Source organism: Frigoribacterium sp. Leaf8 (assembly GCF_001421165.1).
Lineage (GTDB): Bacteria > Actinomycetota > Actinomycetes > Actinomycetales > Microbacteriaceae > Frigoribacterium.
Map to the genome: position 1 here is coordinate 226,796 of NZ_LMKB01000001.1, position 16,153 is coordinate 242,948.

Genomic DNA, 16,153 nt, shown 5'->3' on the forward strand with positions numbered 1-16,153 from the left:
CGACAGGCGTTAGCCTCATTTGTACGGAAACGCCTTCGTGAACCTGCGCGGGCGATCCACACATCCCTAGCGATCAGAAGAGGAACCCCTTGGCATTCTCGAATCCCGGCTTCAGTCAGTCGCCGGCCTTCTCGAAGAACGGCGGGCCCGTCATCCGTCAGCAGCAGGGCGCAGCCCAGCCGGTCGAGTACAACGGCATGACCGCCGAACAGCTGCAGCAGCTCTACTCGCAGCCCGCCGCCGGCCCCACGCAGACCGACCGCATGACCTACGAAGACACCATCACCAAGACGCTGCTCGCGTTCGGTGTCGTGCTCGTCGGTGCGGCCATCGGATGGTTCATCCCGGCCCTCGCCTTCGTCGGGGCCATCGCCGGCTTCGTGCTGGCGCTCGTCAACATCTTCAAGAAGAAGCCCTCCCCCGGGCTCGTGCTCGCCTACTCGGCGGCACAGGGTCTCTTCGTCGGTGGCATCTCGTCGATCTTCGAGAGCCGGTGGGACGGCATCGTCACCCAGGCCCTGATCGGCACCGTCGCGGTGTTCGCCACGACCCTGCTGCTCTTCAAGAGTGGCAAGATCCGCGCGTCGGCCAAGGCCACCAAGGTCTTCATGATCGCGATGATCGGCTACGGCGTCTTCTCGCTGATCAACTTCGGTCTGATGATCTTCGGTGCGAACAGCAACCCCTGGGGCCTCCGCGGCATGGAGATCTTCGGCATCCCGCTCGGCTTCATCCTGGGCATCCTCGTCGTGATCATGGCCGCGTACTCGCTGGTCCTCGACTTCGACCAGGTCAAGACCGGCGTCGAGCGCGGCGCACCCCGCATCTACGCCTGGTCGGCCGCCTTCGGCATCGTCATGACCGTGATCTGGCTCTACGTCGAGATCCTGCGCATGCTCGCCATCCTGCGCGGCAGCGACTAGCCAGCGCGGCGTCACCCGCACCACCCCGAAGCGGGGCTCGTTCCGACCGGGACGGGCCCCGCTTCTGTGTGGGTGGGGGTCGACGGCCGAGGGGGTGGGGGTCGATGGCCGAGGGGGCAGAAGGTGCTGCTCGTGGGCAGATGAAGGGCACGTTCTGCCCGCTCGTTCGCGCCCTGGCCCGAGAGCACCCCGAGATCCAGGGACGACGACATCCCGCGGAGACGACGAAACCCCCTCGGGCAGGTGTCTGCCGGAGGGGGTTTCGTCGTCACTGCGCTTCGCGGGAGGTCTCCCTCACTCCACGTTCGCGGCTACTGGTGGGCACCGGGGTCGCAGGCTCCCCCGGAATGACCGGGCTCGATGCTTCGCATCGAAAACAGCCCGGTCATTCCCATTCGATCGTTCCCGGGGGCTTGGAGGTGACGTCGAGCACGACGCGGTTGACGCCGTCCACCTCGTTCGTGATGCGGTTCGAGATGCGGGCCAGCACGTCGTAGGGCAGACGCGTCCAGTCGGCCGTCATCGCGTCCTCGGACGACACCGGACGCAGCACGATCGGGTGACCGTACGTACGACCGTCGCCCTGCACACCCACCGAGCGGACGTCGGCGAGCAGCACCACGGGGCACTGCCAGATCTCGTCGTCCAGGCCGGCCGCGGTCAGCTCGGCCCGCGCGATCGCGTCGGCCGCACGCAGCAGCTCGAGTCGCTCGTGCGTCACCTCGCCCACGATGCGGATGCCGAGACCGGGGCCGGGGAACGGCTGACGCCCGACGATGACCTCGGGCAGACCGAGCTCGCGCCCGATCGCGCGCACCTCGTCCTTGAAGAGGGTGCGCAGCGGCTCGACGAGCTCGAACTGCAGGTCTTCGGGCAGGCCGCCCACGTTGTGGTGGCTCTTGATGTTCGCCGTGCCCGTACCGCCACCGCTCTCGACGACGTCGGGGTAGAGGGTGCCCTGCACGAGGAACTTCACGGCCGAGTCGCCCTCGGCCGCGGCCTCGAGCACCAGCGCCTCGGCGGCGGCCTCGAAGCTGCGGATGAACTCGCGGCCGATGATCTTGCGCTTCTGCTCGGGGTCGGTCACCCCGGCGAGGGCGTCGAGGAACTGCTGCTCGGCGTCGATCGTGACGAGTCGCACACCGGTCGAGGCGACGTAGTCCTCTTCGACCTGACGACGCTCGTCGGCGCGCAGCAGGCCGTGGTCGACGAAGACGCAGATCAGCTGGTCGCCGACGGCCTCGTGCACGATGGCGGCCGCGACGGCCGAGTCGACCCCGCCCGAGAGGCCGCAGATGACGCGTGCGTCACCGACCTGCTCGCGGATGCGGGCGACCTGCTCGGCGATGACGTTGCCGCTGTTCCAGTCGGCGGGGATGCCGGCGGCGCGGTGCAGGAAGTTCTCGAGCACGGCCTGGCCGTACGACGAGTGCTTGACCTCGGGGTGCCACTGGACGCCGTAGAGCTTGCGGGCGTCGCTCGAGAACGCGGCGACGGGGGTCGAGGCGCTCGAGGCGAGCACGTCGAAGCCCTCGGGGGCCTTCGACACCGAGTCGCCGTGGCTCATCCACGTCGTCTGCGAGGCCGGCTGGCCCGACAGCAGCGTGCTGTCGCCCTCGGCGAGCGTGACGTCGGTGGCGCCGTACTCACGCTGGCCGGTCTGCGAGACCTCGCCGCCGAGCGCCTTGGCCATGGCCTGGAAGCCGTAGCAGATGCCCAGCACGGGGATGTCGAGGTCGAAGATGCCCGCGTCGATGCTCGGCGCGCCTTCTTCGTAGACGCTCGACGGACCACCGCTGAGCACGATGCCCACGGGGTTCTTCTCGGCGATCTCGGCCGCGGTGATCGTGTGGGGAACGATCTCGCTGTAGACGTTGGCCTCACGCACGCGCCGGGCGATCAGCTGCGCGTACTGGGCGCCGAAGTCGACGACGAGCACGGGGCTCTGCGCGGTCTCGGGCGCGCGGTCGGCCGGTGCGGGGGCCGTGGCGGCGGTCGTCGCCGACGCCTCGGCGGTCTCGGGTGCGTCGGTCACGCGGGGGCTCCCTCGGTCGTGGGGGTGGTCTCGGCGGTCAGGGCTTCGTACTGCCGCGTCGCGAGCTTGGTCATGTGGCTCTCGACGAAGAACGAGAGCAGGGGCACGACGCCGCCGAGCGCGATGAGGAAGAACCGCGAGAACGGCCACCGCATCAGGCTCCAGAGACGGAAGTCGGCGAAGAGGTAGACGACGTAGAGCCAACCGTGCGCGATGAGGATCGCGGTCGACAGGTTGAAGCCCGTGGTCGAGTCGACCGGCACGAGGAACCCGCCCTGACCGCCGAGCTGCATCTCGAGCTGCAGGGGCGTGTACTTGAACAGCATCTCGAAGATGAGCAGCAGCAGCATCACGCCGGTGACGTATGCCGAGATCTTGTAGAACCTGACGGCACCCGGGATCTTCGGGATGTCGCGTTGCCGGGGCTTCAGAGGCATGGGGACGATTCTAGCCGCGCCCGCCCCTGCGCCAGGACGGCACCTGTCGACGTCGACAGGTCGGGACGCGCGGGGTCAGGAGGCGCGGGTCGGCTGGGTCGCGCCGCGCGCGTCCGCCTCGGCCCGCGCCTCCTCGGCTTCTTCGTGCTCGCGCTCGAACGCGTCGCGGACGAGCCGGAACCAGAGGAAGACCGCGAAGCCGGCGAAGACGACCCATTCGATCGCGTAGAAGACGTTGAGCCAGTTGAACTGCACGTCGGACGCCGGAGGCGCGGAGTCGATCTCGCTCAGCGACGCGGGTGCGGAGTCGGAGACGACGTAGCCGCCGTAGACCTGGCCGTCGAAGCCGGGCCACTCGTTGATCAGGGCGGCCACGGACACGACGGTCTGCGCACCGCTCTCGAAGTCGCTCTCGGTCGGCGACTCGGACGGGAAGTAGCGGCCCTCGACCGTGACGGTCGAGGTCGCGGCCACGGACGGCTCGGCGGCCTCGGCACCCTCGCGGGTCGCGGACCAGCCGAGCCCCACGGGCAGCGAGGCGCCGTTGGCGTCGTCGACGAAACGGCCGATCAGCCAGTAGCCGGTCTCGCCACCGTTGACGCGGTCACCGATGACGGCGAAGTCGTCCGGGTCGAACTCACCGGTGACGGACACGCGCTGGGCACCGAGCGAATCGGCGAAGGGCGTCTGCGGGGTCGCGACCGACGACAGCACCTTGCTGGTCTCGGTCTCGGGGTTGACGACCTGCACGCTCTCGACGCTGCGCTCGATCTGCCAGTGCCCGAGCCAGGCGAAGATCGCCGCCACGACGAGGGCGAGGCCGAGCAGGGCGATCCAGCGGGGTCGACGGGCGACGTGCCACATGGTCGCGGGCAGCGGTTCGCCGTCGACGCCGAGGAGGGCGGGGCGCTGCTCGGTCTGGGTCACGGAGGCGATCGTACCTCGCGTCGCCCACGAACCCGCTGGGACGACGGCGAGCGGTTCAGTACTCGGGGTCGCGTCGGCGCGTGGCCCGCTGGTCGCTCTGTTGGCCCGCCTGCTCGGCCCAGATGCGGGCCTCGTCGGCGTCCATCGCGTCGAGGTCGTCCAGGTCGTCGTCGGCGTCGGCATCACCGTCGGCCCCGTGTCGCGTGGTGTCGACCCGGCCTGCGGCGGCCCGCGCCGCACCGGCCCGGACCCGCTCGGTCTCGCGCTCGTCGTCGTCCTCGGTGACCTCGGCCTGGTCGAGGTCGTCACCGGCGAGGGCGGCCTCCATCAGGGCGATCTCGTCACCGCTGCGCGCCTCGCGTTCGAGACGACGGGCCTCGGCCTCGGCACGCTCGGCCTTCTTGCGCGACCGCAACAGCACCGAGCCGATGCGCTCGCTGTTCGAGGCGAGGACCGGCCCGAGCACCGCCATGATCAGCACGTACAGACCGGCGAAGGGCTGCAACCGCTCGTCGAGACCCGCCCCCGCGGACAGCGTCGCCAGGATCAACGCGAACTCGCCCCGGTTGACCAGGATGACCGTGGTGTTGATGCCCGCCTGCGGCCCCAGCTTGTTGAGCCACGCGACGAACTGCCCGGCACCCACGTTGAGCAGCACGGTCATGCCCACGGCTATGGCCACGGGGCCGAGCACGCTCGGGAACAGGGCCGGGTTGAGCCCGAGGCCGAAGTTCAGGAAGAAGAACGCCCCGAAGACGTCGCGCATGGGCAGGGCGAACTGTTCGACCCGGTTGCGGAACTTCGTGGCCCCGATGATCAGGCCGATGAGGAACGCGCCGATCGCGTCGGTCACCCCGAGCACCTCGCCGAGGCCGGCGAAGAGCACGGCCAGTCCGAAGAACAGCACGGTGAAGAGTTCGTCGTCCCGCGTGCGCATGAGCCGGGAGACGACGCGACCACCCCATCGGGCCACGCCGAACATCACGACGAGGAACGCGAAGGCGATGCCGAGCTTCAGGATCACCGGCCCCGGGTCGGTCTCGCCGCTGAGCACGACGGACACGATCGCGAGGTAGATGGCGATGAAGATGTCTTCGACGACCGTGACGCCGAGGATCATCGGCGTCTCGCGGTTCGCCAGGCGGTTCAACTCGATCAGCAGCTTGGTGACGATCGCACTCGATGACGTCGCCGTCATGCCCGCGATGATCAGCGCCTCGCGCGTGCCCCACCCGAGCATGAAGCCGAAGATCAGCCCGACGCCCATGTTGATGGCGATGTAGCTGCCGCCCGAGACGATGAGCCGCCCCGCGTTCGAGAAGAATTCGTCTTGGTCGAACTCGAGGCCGAGGTTGAACAGCAACAGGATCAACCCGAAGATGGCGATCAACTCGATGTTGTCGGACTCGAAGCTGAGCGGGAACCACCCCGTGTTCGTGCTGGCGAGCAGGCCGACGATCATGTAGATCGGGATCGACGGCAGGCCGATCAGCTTGCCGGCGCGGCCGAGCACGTACGCGATCAGCAGCAGGATGCCGAGGACGATCAGCTCTTCACCCAGGTGCATCGGCCTAGCCCCCGGGCGGGGCGTCGACCGGCGAGCGGTGCTTGAGCTCGCCCGTGCGGTAGAACGAGAACGCCTTGGCGACCTTCTCGGGTGAACCGGCCACGACGAGCGTGTCGCCGGGGAACACCTTGAAGTCGCCCGACGGCGCCGGGTTGGCCGCGTCGCCCCGGACGACCGCCACGACGGTCAGGCCGACGACGCCCTTGGCGCCGAGGTCGCCGAGCGGCTGACCGGCGATGTGGTCGTCGTAGTCGACCGTGAACCAGTCGATGCTGAGGCCGGGGATCTGGTCGAGGGCCGAGAGCGACTCGGTGATGCGCGTGCCGCCGAGCAGTTCGGCGAGCGTGTGCGCCTCGTCCTCGCTGAGGCGCAGCGAGACCTTCTTGACGTGGTCGCCGTCGACGTCGTCGCTGAACGTGATGAGGTCGCTGTGACCCGAGCGGTGCGTGATGACACCGCACTTGCCGCCGTCGTCGGTGATGAAGGTGTGCAGCACACCCACGCCGGGGAGCTTGACTCGACGCACGTCAACCATGGTTCGTCTCCAGTGGACTCGGGGGCAGTCGTCTCAGCCTAGCGGCGGGTTCGGCCGCAGCAGCCGGGCTGCTCACGGTGGGGACAACCCGTCACCCTCCACAGGTGTTCCCGCGTCCGCGGACGGAGGAACCGCGGGAGGCGCGGTGCCCGACGAACGGGCACCGCGCCTCCTGCAGGTGGTCGCGCGAGCGACCGGGCGTCAGCCCTGGCGACCGCCCGGGCTGCCCGCCGAGGTGTCGTCGCCCGGCGTGCCCGCGGGCTCGGTGACCTCTTCTCCCGGCTTGGGCGCGCCTCCTTGGTCGGCACCGGCGACGACCATGTCGTCCTCGTCGAAGCCGAAGGTGATGTCGGGCGCCTCGAGGCGGACGCGGTCGGCCGACTCGTCGTCGGGCTCGAGCTGGCTCGCCCGCTCGGCGGCGACCCGCTTGAGGTAGTTGGCCACCTCGGCCTCGGCCTCGTCGTCGCTCCAGCCGAGCACGCCGGCCATCAGCTTGGCGGCGACGGGAGCGGCGGACTCGCCCCGGTCCCACGCCTCGATCGAGATGCGGGTGCGGCGGGCGAGGACGTCCTCGAGGTGCAGGGCGCTCTCGTGGCTCGCGGCGTAGACGACCTCGGCGCGGATGTAGTCGTCTGCCCCGGGGAGGGGCTCGGCGAGCGACGGGTCGTCGCGGATGAGGTCGAGGATCTCGTCCGTCGTGGTGCCGTACCGGTTGAGCAGGTGCTCGATGCGCACCTTGTGGACGCCGAACGCCTTCGCGATCTTGCCGCGCTTGTTCCACGCCGCGTGGTAGCCCTCGGCGCCGATCAGCGGGATCTCCATCGTGGTGCTCGACGGGATGCGGCCGTCGAGGGCCGCGACGGCCTCGTCGATGGCGTCCTCGGCCATGACCCGGTAGGTCGTCCACTTGCCACCGGCCACGACGACGAGGCCCGGCACGGTGTGGGCGACGATGTGCTCGCGAGAGAGCTTCGACGTCTGGTCGGACTCGCCCGCCAGCAGCGGACGCAGACCGGCGTAGACGCCCTCGACGTCGGCCCGGGTGAGCGGCACGGCCATGACCTTGTTGACGTGCTCGAGGATGTAGTCGATGTCGGCTGCCGTCGCCGCGGGGTGGGCCTTGTCGAGATCCCAGTCGGTGTCGGTCGTGCCCACGAGCCAGTGGCGGCCCCACGGGATGACGAACAGGACGCTCTTCTCGGTGCGGAAGATCATGCCCATGTCGGAGTGGATGCGGTCGCGCGGCACCACGAGGTGCACGCCCTTCGACGCCCGCACCTTGAACTGTCCCCGCTCGCCGACCATGGCCTGCGTGTCGTCCGTCCAGACGCCGGTCGCGTTGACGACCTGCTTGGCGCGGATCTCGAAGTGCTCGCCGGTCTGGTAGTCGTGGGCCTTCACGCCGACGACCCGCTCGCCCACCTTGACGAAGCCCTCGACCCGGATGCGGCTCGCCGCGTGGGCGCCGTAGCTCGACGCGGTGCGCACCAGCGACGAGACGTACCGGGCGTCGTCGACCTGGGCGTCGTAGTAGGTGAGGCCGCCGACGACCGCGTCCTTGGACAGGCTCGGGATGGCGCGGAGCACCTGCGTCTTGGTGAGGTGACGGTGGTGGGGGACGCCGGGCGGGCGGCCACCGGTCCAGCTGAAGATGTCGTAGAGCGCCATGCCGGCACCGATGTAGAACCGCTCGTAGACCGGCTTGCTGAGCGGGTAGAGGAACCGCACGGGCTTCACCAGGTGCGGTGCCAGGCGCTGCAGCAGCAGGCCACGCTCGATCAGCGCCTCGCGCACGAGACGGAAGTTGAGCTGCTCGAGGTAGCGGATGCCACCGTGCACGAGCTTCGACGAGCGACTCGACGTGCCGGAGCCCCAGTCACGGGCCTCGACGATGCCGACGCTCAACCCGCGGGTCACGGCGTCGAGCGCGGAACCCGCACCGACGATGCCACCCCCGATCACGAGGATGTCGAGTTCTTTCGTCTTCAACGCCTCGACGGCTGCGGCCCGTTCGTCGGGGCCGAGCTTCGTGGAGAGCGAAACGGACGCGGACTTGGCCATGCGAGCCTCCATCGTTGGATTCGGTCGGCCCGGTCTCTCGACCGGACCACCCCATCAAACGCTAGTGAGGCTGGTAGGGGGCCACAACCACCTCGACGCGCTGGAACTCCTTCAGGTCGCTGTAGCCGGTGGTCGCCATCGAACGACGCAGCGCGCCCATGATGTTCGACGTGCCGTCGACCGTCGTGGCGGGACCGTAGAGGATCTTCTCGAGCGAGCCGATCGTGCCCACGTGCATGCGTCGGCCGCGGGGCAGTTCGGGGTGGTGCGCCTCGGCGCCCCAGTGGTAGCCGCCGCCGGGCACGTCGTCGGCGCGGGCCAGCGCGGCACCCAGCATGACGGCGTCCGCGCCGCAGGCGATGGCCTTGACCAGGTCGCCCGAGGTGCCCAGGCCCCCGTCGGCGATGACGTGCACGTAGCGCCCGCCCGACTCGTCGAGGTAGTCGCGGCGCGCGCCCGCCACGTCGGCCACGGCGCTCGCCATGGGAGCGTGGATGCCCAAGGAGGCGCGGGTCGTGCTGGCTGCGCCGCCCCCGAACCCGACGAGGACGCCGGCGGCACCGGTGCGCATCAGGTGCAGGGCGGCGGTGTAGGTCGAGGCGCCACCGACGATGACGGGGACGTCGAGCTCGTAGATGAACTTCTTGAGGTTCAGCGGCTCGCTGTTCTTCGCGACGTGCTCGGCGCTGACCGTCGTGCCCCGGATGACGAAGAGGTCGACGCCGGCGTCGACGACCGTCTGGTACAGGTCTTGGGTGCGCTGCGGGCTGAGGGCGCCGGCGACGGTGACCCCGGCGGCGCGGATCTCGGCGAGGCGGTCGCGGACGAGCTCGGGCTTGATCGGCTCGCTGTAGATCTCTTGCATGCGGGCGACCGAGTCGTCGTCGGAGAGCTCGCGGATCTCGGCCAGCACCTGCTCGGGGTCGTCGTACCGCGTCCAGACGCCCTCGAGGTCGAGGACGCCGAGGCCGCCGAGCTGGCCGATGCGGATGGCCGTGGCCGGACTGACCACCGAGTCCATGGGCGCGGCGATGACCGGCGACTCGAACTGGAACGCGTCGATCGACCACCCGACCGAGACGTCGCGCGGGTCGCGCGTACGCCGACTCGGAACGATGGCGATGTCGTCGAACGCGTACGCGCGGCGGGCTCGCTTGGAGACGCCGATCTCTACCTCAGTCACCGTGCCACCCTACCGGAGCCGGGGGTCGCGCCCCCGGCCCGGCGACATCACCGGCGGTAGTTGGGGGCCTCGACGACCATCTGCAGGTCGTGGGGGTGGCTCTCCTTCAGGCCGGCGGCGGTGATCCGGACGAACTTGCCGTTCGCCTTGAGCTCGGCCACGGTGCGGCCCCCGACGTAGAACATCGACTGACGGAGACCACCGCTGAGCTGGTAGACGACGTTGTTGAGCGCGCCGCGGTAGGGCACCTGACCCTCGACGCCCTCGGGGATGAGCTTGTCGTCGCTCGGCACGTCGGCCTGGAAGTAGCGGTCCTTCGAGTACGACGTGTTCTTGCCGCGCGTCTGCATCGCACCCAGCGAGCCCATGCCGCGGTAGTTCTTGAACTGCTTGCCGTTGACGAAGACCAGGTCGCCCGGGCTCTCGTCGCAGCCGGCGAGCAGCGAACCGAGCATGACCGTGTCGGCGCCGGCCACCAGGGCCTTGGCGATGTCGCCCGAGTACTGCAGCCCGCCGTCGGCGATGACCGGGACGCCGGCCTCGCGAGCGGCGAGGGACGCCTCGTAGACGGCCGTGACCTGGGGCACGCCGACGCCCGCGACGACGCGGGTGGTGCAGATGGAGCCCGGGCCCACGCCGACCTTGATGGCGTCGGCGCCGGCCTCGATCAGCGCCTGGGCGCCGCTGCGCGTGGCCACGTTGCCGCCGATGACGTCGATGTGCGCGAAGCTCTGGTCGGCCTTGATGCGACGGATCATGTCGAGCTCGCCCGAGCTCTCGCCGTTGGCGGTGTCGACCACGAGCACGTCGACCCCCGCGTCACGCAGGGCGCTGGCGCGCTCCCACGCGTCGCCGAAGAAGCCGATCGCGGCGCCGACCCGCAGGCGGCCCTCGTCGTCCTTCGTGGCGTCGGGGTACTTCTCGCTCTTGTCGAAGTCCTTGACGGTGATGAGGCCGCGCAGGTGCCCGGCCTCGTCCACCAGGGGCAGCTTCTCGATCTTGTGCTGCGCGAAGATGGCGATCGCCGAGTCGGGGTCGACGCCCTCGGGCGCGGTGATCAGCGGCGCCTTCGTCATGACGTCGCGGACGAGCGTCGTCGACATCTCGAACGGCGAGACGAATCGCATGTCGCGGTTGGTGATGATGCCGACCAGCGTGCCGTCGCCCTCGACGACCGGCAGGCCCGAGACGCGGAACTGCCCGCAGAGCGCGTCGACCTCGGCCACCGTGGCGTCGGGCGTCGTCGTGACGGGGTTGGTGATCATGCCCGACTCGCTGCGCTTGACCTTGTCGACGTGCGCGGCCTGGTCGGCGATCGAGAGGTTGCGGTGGATGATTCCGATGCCGCCCTGGCGCGCCATGGCGATGGCCATGCGCGACTCGGTCACGGTGTCCATCGCGGCCGAGAGCAGCGGCACCGCGACCCGGATGCGCTTGGTGAGCTGCGACGAGGTGTCGGTCTCGCTCGGGATGACGTCGGTGCGGCCCGGAAGCAGCATGACGTCGTCGTAGGTGAGTCCGATGAATCCGAACGGGTCCGGCTGGTCCATGAGTCCCCTTCGAAGGAGCGAGATGAGGGTGGGTGGGTTGGCACCGGATCGCCGTCGAGCCCGGTAGTCGATATTAACCCAGCCCGCGCCTCCTGCATTCCTCTCGGCGGCGCACCCGCCGCATCGCCGAGGAGGCGCGCGCGGCCCCCCGGGACGCAACGGAACGGCACCGTTACCGATCCGACACACGGAAGATTCGTGATTCTCGCTCGACATGGGGGATTCTGTACCGACTCCACTCCGTCGCGCACCTGAAACATGCTCGACACACAGCGGAGTTACTGTCAGCGACGACGACGCCCCGGGAGCAGAACGAGACCGCCCGAATCTCGACGGGGCGCTTCCCACCAGGAGGTTTTGTGAGACTCTCGACGACCATCGCGTCGCGGCCACGGCTGCGGCAGTCCCTGATCGTGACGGCCTCCGCCGTACTGCTCGGACTCCTGGCGACCTTCATGGGGGCCTTCGCCCCGACGGCCGCCCACGCCGCGGCCGCCGCCTGCACCACCGACGCGACGACCGGCTGCATCCAGGGAACGATCAACGACAGCGAGCGGGAACCCGCCTCGGGCGTCGACGTGACCGCGACGAACGCGACCGGCGACGAGCAGACCGCGACCACCGACGACACCGGTCGGTGGAGCATCGCGGTGACCGAGGCCGGCAGCTACACCGTGACGGTCGACCAGGACACCCTGCCCGACGGCCAGTTCCTGGTGAACGCCGACAACGCCGAGCGCACCGTGACCGTGAACCTCGGCGCCACGGCGAGCGCCCTGTTCGCCCTCACCGCCGAGGAAGGCGCCACGAGCGGAGCCGCGACCGCGTCGAGCTTCAACTGGGACCGCTTCGCGCAGCAGTTCGCCTCGGGCATCCGGCTCGGCCTGCTGCTCGCCCTCGCCGCCATCGGCCTGTCGCTGATCTACGGCACGACGGGCCTCAGCAGCTTCTCGCACGGCGAGCAGGTGACCCTCGGCGGTCTGCTGGCCTACTCGTTCACCTCGATCGGGGTGCCACTGATCCTGGCCGCGGTGCTCAGCACGGTGATCTGTGCGGCGACGGGCTACCTGCAGGACCTCGCGATCTGGAAACCGCTGCGGAAGCGCCGACTCAGCCTCACCCAGCTGATGATCGTGACCATCGGCCTCTCGATCGCCCTGCAGTACGCATTCCAGTACTTCTACGGCGCCGGCACCGTGCGCATCGACCGCGACAACCCGACCACCGTCGACTTCCTCGGCGTGACCCTGACCGTCCAGTCGTACGTCGCGATGGCGATCTCGGTGGTCGTGCTGGTCGGCACGGGACTGTTCCTGCTGAAGACCCGCACCGGCCGCGCCACCCGCGCCGTGTCGGACAACCCGGCCCTCGCCGCGGCCTCGGGCATCGACGTCGACCGCATCATCCGCCTGGTCTGGACGCTGGCCGCCGGCCTGGCCGGCCTCTCGGGCGTCATGCTCGGCCTCGTGCTCAACGGCGTCAACTGGATGACCGGCCTGCAGATCCTGCTGCTGATCTTCGCCGCCGTCACCCTCGGCGGCCTCGGCACGGCCTTCGGGGCCCTGGTCGGTTCGCTGATCATCGGCATCATCGTCGAGCTGACCAACATCTGGCTGCCCGGCGACTTCAAGTACGCAACGGCGCTGCTGATCCTGATCCTGATCCTCGTGTTCAGACCACAGGGCATCTTCGGGCGAAAAGAACGAGTGGGCTAAGGGGACACGACCATGTACTTCATCGAACTCCTGCGGGCGCTGAGCGCCGAGGCCCTCGCGCCCACGACGGCCGCCTTCGCCATCGCGGCGATCGGCCTGAACATCCACTTCGGCTTCACCGGCCTGATCAACATGGGCCAGGCGGCGTTCCTGCTGCTCGGTGCCTACGGTTTCGCCATCTCGATCAGCAACGGCCTGCCCCTCGGCCTCGCCGTCATCATCGCCCTGCTCTGCTCGTTGGTCTTCGCGCTCATCCTCGGCGTGCCGACGCTGAAGCTGAGGGGCGACTACCTGGCCATCGTCACCATCTGTTCGGCCGAGATCATCCGGTACGTGGGACGGTCGAGCATCCTGACGACCACGACGGGTGGCTCGAACGGCATCCCCGGGGCCTCGTACCGCGAGGCCTTCACCGCCCTCTCGCCGCTGCCCGACGGCCAGACGACGATCCTGTGGTTCACCTACGAGAACAACGGCGTCAACGGCTGGTGGATCCGCATCGCCGGCTGGAGCATCGTCGCCCTCCTCAGCCTCCTGGTCTTCCTGCTCAGCCGCAGCCCGTGGGGCCGCGTGCTCAAGGGCATCCGTGAGGACGAGGACGCCGTGCGCAGCCTCGGCAAGAACGTCTACTCGTACAAGATGCAGGCGCTCGTGCTCGGTGCGCTGATGGGGTCGCTCGCCGGCATCATCTACGTGCTGCCGAGCTCGGTGCAGCCCGACAGCATGGGACGGTCGATGACCTTCTTCATCTGGACGGCCCTGCTGCTCGGTGGTGCCGCCACCGTCTTCGGCCCGGTGCTCGGAGCGATCCTGTTCTTCGTCACCCGCCTGCTGGTGCGCACCCTCGCCGGCGACTTCATCCCGTCGAGCATCATGAACGGCCAGCAGGCCGAGCAGTTCTCGTACATCCTCGTCGGCATCGCCCTCATGCTGCTGATCATCTTCAGGCCACAGGGCATCCTCGGAAAGAAGAAGGAGTTGGCGTTCAGTGTCTGACACCTCGAGCACCACCAACGGACCGGCCTCGAGCGGCAGCACGCTGCCCCGCCGCGAGGGCTACGACTACGACCGCAGCGTCCTGCGTTCGAAGCTCACCACGGTCGAGCGGACCCCCGGGGCGGCCAAGCCCGACCCGATCCTCACGGTCGACAACGTCGTCCGACGCTTCGGCGGCATGACCGCCGTCGACGTCGGCCACGTCGAGGTGCAGCGCGGTGCCATCACGGCGCTGATCGGCCCCAACGGCGCCGGCAAGACGACCTTCTTCAACCTGCTGACCGGCTTCGACAAGGCCTCGTCCGCGCCCACGGCGTTCAAGCGCAGCGGCCCGGGCGTCGCGAAGTGGGTGTTCGAGGGCAAGGCCATGGGCAACGTCGGCGCCGCCAAGGTCGCCCGCTCGGGCATGGTGCGCACGTTCCAGCTCACCAAGGCGCTCTCGCGGCTCACGGTGATGCAGAACATGCTCCTGGGCGCGAAGGACCAGCCCGGGGAGAACTTCTTCGTCGCGATCGTCGCGCCGCTCTGGCGCAAGCGCGAGCGCGAGATCGAGGCCAAGGCCGAGGACCTCCTCGCCCGGTTCAAGCTGCTCGAGAAGAAGGACGACTTCGCCGGCAGCCTCTCGGGCGGCCAGCGCAAGCTGCTCGAGATGGCCCGTGCCCTGATGAGCGACCCGGCCATGATCATGCTCGACGAGCCGATGGCCGGCGTGAACCCGGCGCTGACGCAGTCGCTGCTGGGGCACATCCAGAGCCTGCGCGACGACGGCACCACGGTGCTCTTCGTCGAGCACGACATGCACATGGTCCGCCACATCTCGGACTGGGTGATCGTCATGGCCGAGGGACGCATCGTGGCCGAGGGCCCGGCCGACACGGTCATGGACGACCAAGCCGTCATCGACGCCTACCTGGGTGCGCACCACGACACCGACCTGGGCGACGACTCGCTGCTCGACGACGCCACGCTCGAACAGCTCGAAGAAGAGGTGGCACGCGAGGACGCGGCCCGCGCGGCCGAGGCGACCAGCGCCTCCTCGTCGACGGGCGGCGTCGCCGGACGCGACCTGCCCGGCCACCCCGACCCCTCGACCCCGCAGGCCACGAACGCGGCCGACGACCAGCTGTCCGACGGACGGCAGAGCGGAGACAAGCGATGAGCACGGCACAGGACGGCGCGGGCGCCACCACCGCGGCCAAGCACCCGGGCACCGAGAAGTTCGCGGGCGTCGAGCCGGTGATGAACGCCACGGACCTCGTCGCGGGCTACCTGCCCGGCGTCAACATCCTCAACGGGTGCGACCTCGTCTGCTACCCGGGCGAACTGATCGGCATCATCGGCCCGAACGGCGCCGGCAAGTCCACGCTGCTCAAGGCGCTCTTCGGCCAGGTCAAGATCCACTCGGGATCGGTCACGCTCGGCGGCACCGACATCACGAACCTCAAGGCCAACAAGCTGGTCGAGGCGGGCGTCGGCTTCGTCCCGCAGACCAACAACGTGTTCCCCTCGCTCACCATCGAGGAGAACCTGCAGATGGGCATGTTCCTGCGGCCCAAGAAGTTCGCCGAACGCCTCGAGGTCATCTACGACCTGTTCCCGGTGCTCGCCGACCGTCGCGGCCAGCGTGCCGGCTCACTCTCGGGCGGCGAACGGCAGTCCGTCGCCATGGCCAGGGCCCTGATGATGGACCCGAAGGTGCTGCTGCTCGACGAGCCGTCCGCCGGCCTGTCGCCCGTGCGCCAGGACGAGACGTTCATCCGCACCCGCCGCATCAACAAGGCCGGCGTCTCGGTGATCATGGTCGAACAGAACGCCCGCCGCTGCCTGCAGATCTGTGACCGCGGCTACGTCCTCGACCAGGGCCGCAACGCCTACTCGGGCACCGGCCGCGAGCTGGCCGACGACCCCAAGGTCATCGAGCTCTACCTCGGCACCCTGGCGAAGGACGTCGACGCGTCCTGACGCCCCCGGTGGCGCCTTGAGGCCCCGATCACGCCCTGGCGTGGTCGGGGCCTCGTGCGTGCGTCCGGCGCCGGGGGCCGGGCGCCGGGCGCTGGCGTCGGGCGCTGGCGTCGGGCGCTGGCGTCGGGGACGCGGGTGCTGCGCGCCGCGTTTCGTGCAGCGCACCCCGTCTCGACGCGGTGCGGTGCACGAAACGCGGTGTGACGAGGTGTGGGGCGGAGCGGACAGGTGCTGGGCCGGGGCCGGGGCCGAGACCCGACAC

Annotated in this window: 13 protein-coding genes; 5 read left to right on the forward strand and 8 right to left on the reverse strand. The window is 69.4% G+C overall.

What is annotated here, in order from left to right:
* Positions 1-89 precede the first annotated feature (89 nt).
* Positions 90-923, forward strand: a complete 834-nt coding sequence (locus ASL10_RS01055) for a Bax inhibitor-1/YccA family protein (RefSeq protein ID WP_056043431.1) — start codon at positions 90-92, stop codon at positions 921-923.
* A gap of 385 nt (positions 924-1,308) precedes the next feature.
* Here ASL10_RS01055 and guaA read toward each other — a convergent pair whose 3' ends face one another.
* From guaA to guaB, 8 genes are all read right to left on the reverse strand, one after another.
* Positions 1,309-2,862, reverse strand: coding sequence for a glutamine-hydrolyzing GMP synthase (gene guaA / locus ASL10_RS01060; RefSeq protein ID WP_056044511.1), 1,554 nt, complete (start codon positions 2,860-2,862; stop codon positions 1,309-1,311).
* 92 nt (positions 2,863-2,954) lie between these two features.
* Positions 2,955-3,395, reverse strand: coding sequence for a DUF3817 domain-containing protein (locus ASL10_RS01065; RefSeq protein WP_043595742.1), 441 nt, complete (start codon positions 3,393-3,395; stop codon positions 2,955-2,957).
* A gap of 75 nt (positions 3,396-3,470) precedes the next feature.
* Positions 3,471-4,322, reverse strand: a complete 852-nt coding sequence (locus ASL10_RS01070) for an SURF1 family protein (RefSeq protein WP_056043434.1) — start codon at positions 4,320-4,322, stop codon at positions 3,471-3,473.
* A gap of 55 nt (positions 4,323-4,377) precedes the next feature.
* Entirely contained in the window at positions 4,378-5,889 is a 1,512-nt protein-coding gene (locus tag ASL10_RS01075) for a cation:proton antiporter (protein ID WP_056043436.1), read from the reverse strand.
* A gap of 4 nt (positions 5,890-5,893) precedes the next feature.
* Positions 5,894-6,424 (reverse strand): cation:proton antiporter regulatory subunit, encoded by a 531-nt coding sequence (locus ASL10_RS01080; protein WP_043595745.1) that lies wholly within the window; start codon positions 6,422-6,424, stop codon positions 5,894-5,896.
* Between the two features lie 201 nt (positions 6,425-6,625).
* Positions 6,626-8,485, reverse strand: coding sequence for a glycerol-3-phosphate dehydrogenase/oxidase (locus tag ASL10_RS01085; protein ID WP_082460137.1), 1,860 nt, complete (start codon positions 8,483-8,485; stop codon positions 6,626-6,628).
* A gap of 61 nt (positions 8,486-8,546) precedes the next feature.
* Complete coding sequence (locus tag ASL10_RS01090) at positions 8,547-9,668, reverse strand: GuaB3 family IMP dehydrogenase-related protein (RefSeq protein ID WP_056043439.1); 1,122 nt, start codon at positions 9,666-9,668, stop codon at positions 8,547-8,549.
* A 47-nt stretch (positions 9,669-9,715) separates the two neighbouring features.
* Positions 9,716-11,218 carry an IMP dehydrogenase gene (gene guaB, locus ASL10_RS01095; protein WP_056043442.1) on the reverse strand — a complete coding sequence of 501 codons (1,503 nt, stop codon included), beginning with the start codon at positions 11,216-11,218 and terminating at the stop codon, positions 9,716-9,718.
* A 359-nt stretch (positions 11,219-11,577) separates the two neighbouring features.
* Here guaB and ASL10_RS01100 point away from each other — a divergent pair, with 359 nt between their 5' ends.
* From ASL10_RS01100 to ASL10_RS01115, 4 genes are all read left to right on the forward strand, one after another.
* On the forward strand, positions 11,578-12,933 hold the full coding sequence (locus ASL10_RS01100; RefSeq protein ID WP_056043445.1) for a branched-chain amino acid ABC transporter permease: 1,356 nt from the start codon (positions 11,578-11,580) through the stop codon (positions 12,931-12,933).
* Between the two features lie 12 nt (positions 12,934-12,945).
* Entirely contained in the window at positions 12,946-13,929 is a 984-nt protein-coding gene (locus ASL10_RS01105) for a branched-chain amino acid ABC transporter permease (RefSeq protein WP_056043448.1), read from the forward strand.
* A 43-nt stretch (positions 13,930-13,972) separates the two neighbouring features.
* Positions 13,973-15,088 (forward strand): ABC transporter ATP-binding protein, encoded by a 1,116-nt coding sequence (locus ASL10_RS01110; RefSeq protein WP_082460139.1) that lies wholly within the window; start codon positions 13,973-13,975, stop codon positions 15,086-15,088.
* An 80-nt stretch (positions 15,089-15,168) separates the two neighbouring features.
* On the forward strand, positions 15,169-15,891 hold the full coding sequence (locus tag ASL10_RS01115; RefSeq protein ID WP_043595993.1) for an ABC transporter ATP-binding protein: 723 nt from the start codon (positions 15,169-15,171) through the stop codon (positions 15,889-15,891).
* The last annotated feature ends 262 nt before the right edge of the window (positions 15,892-16,153 follow it).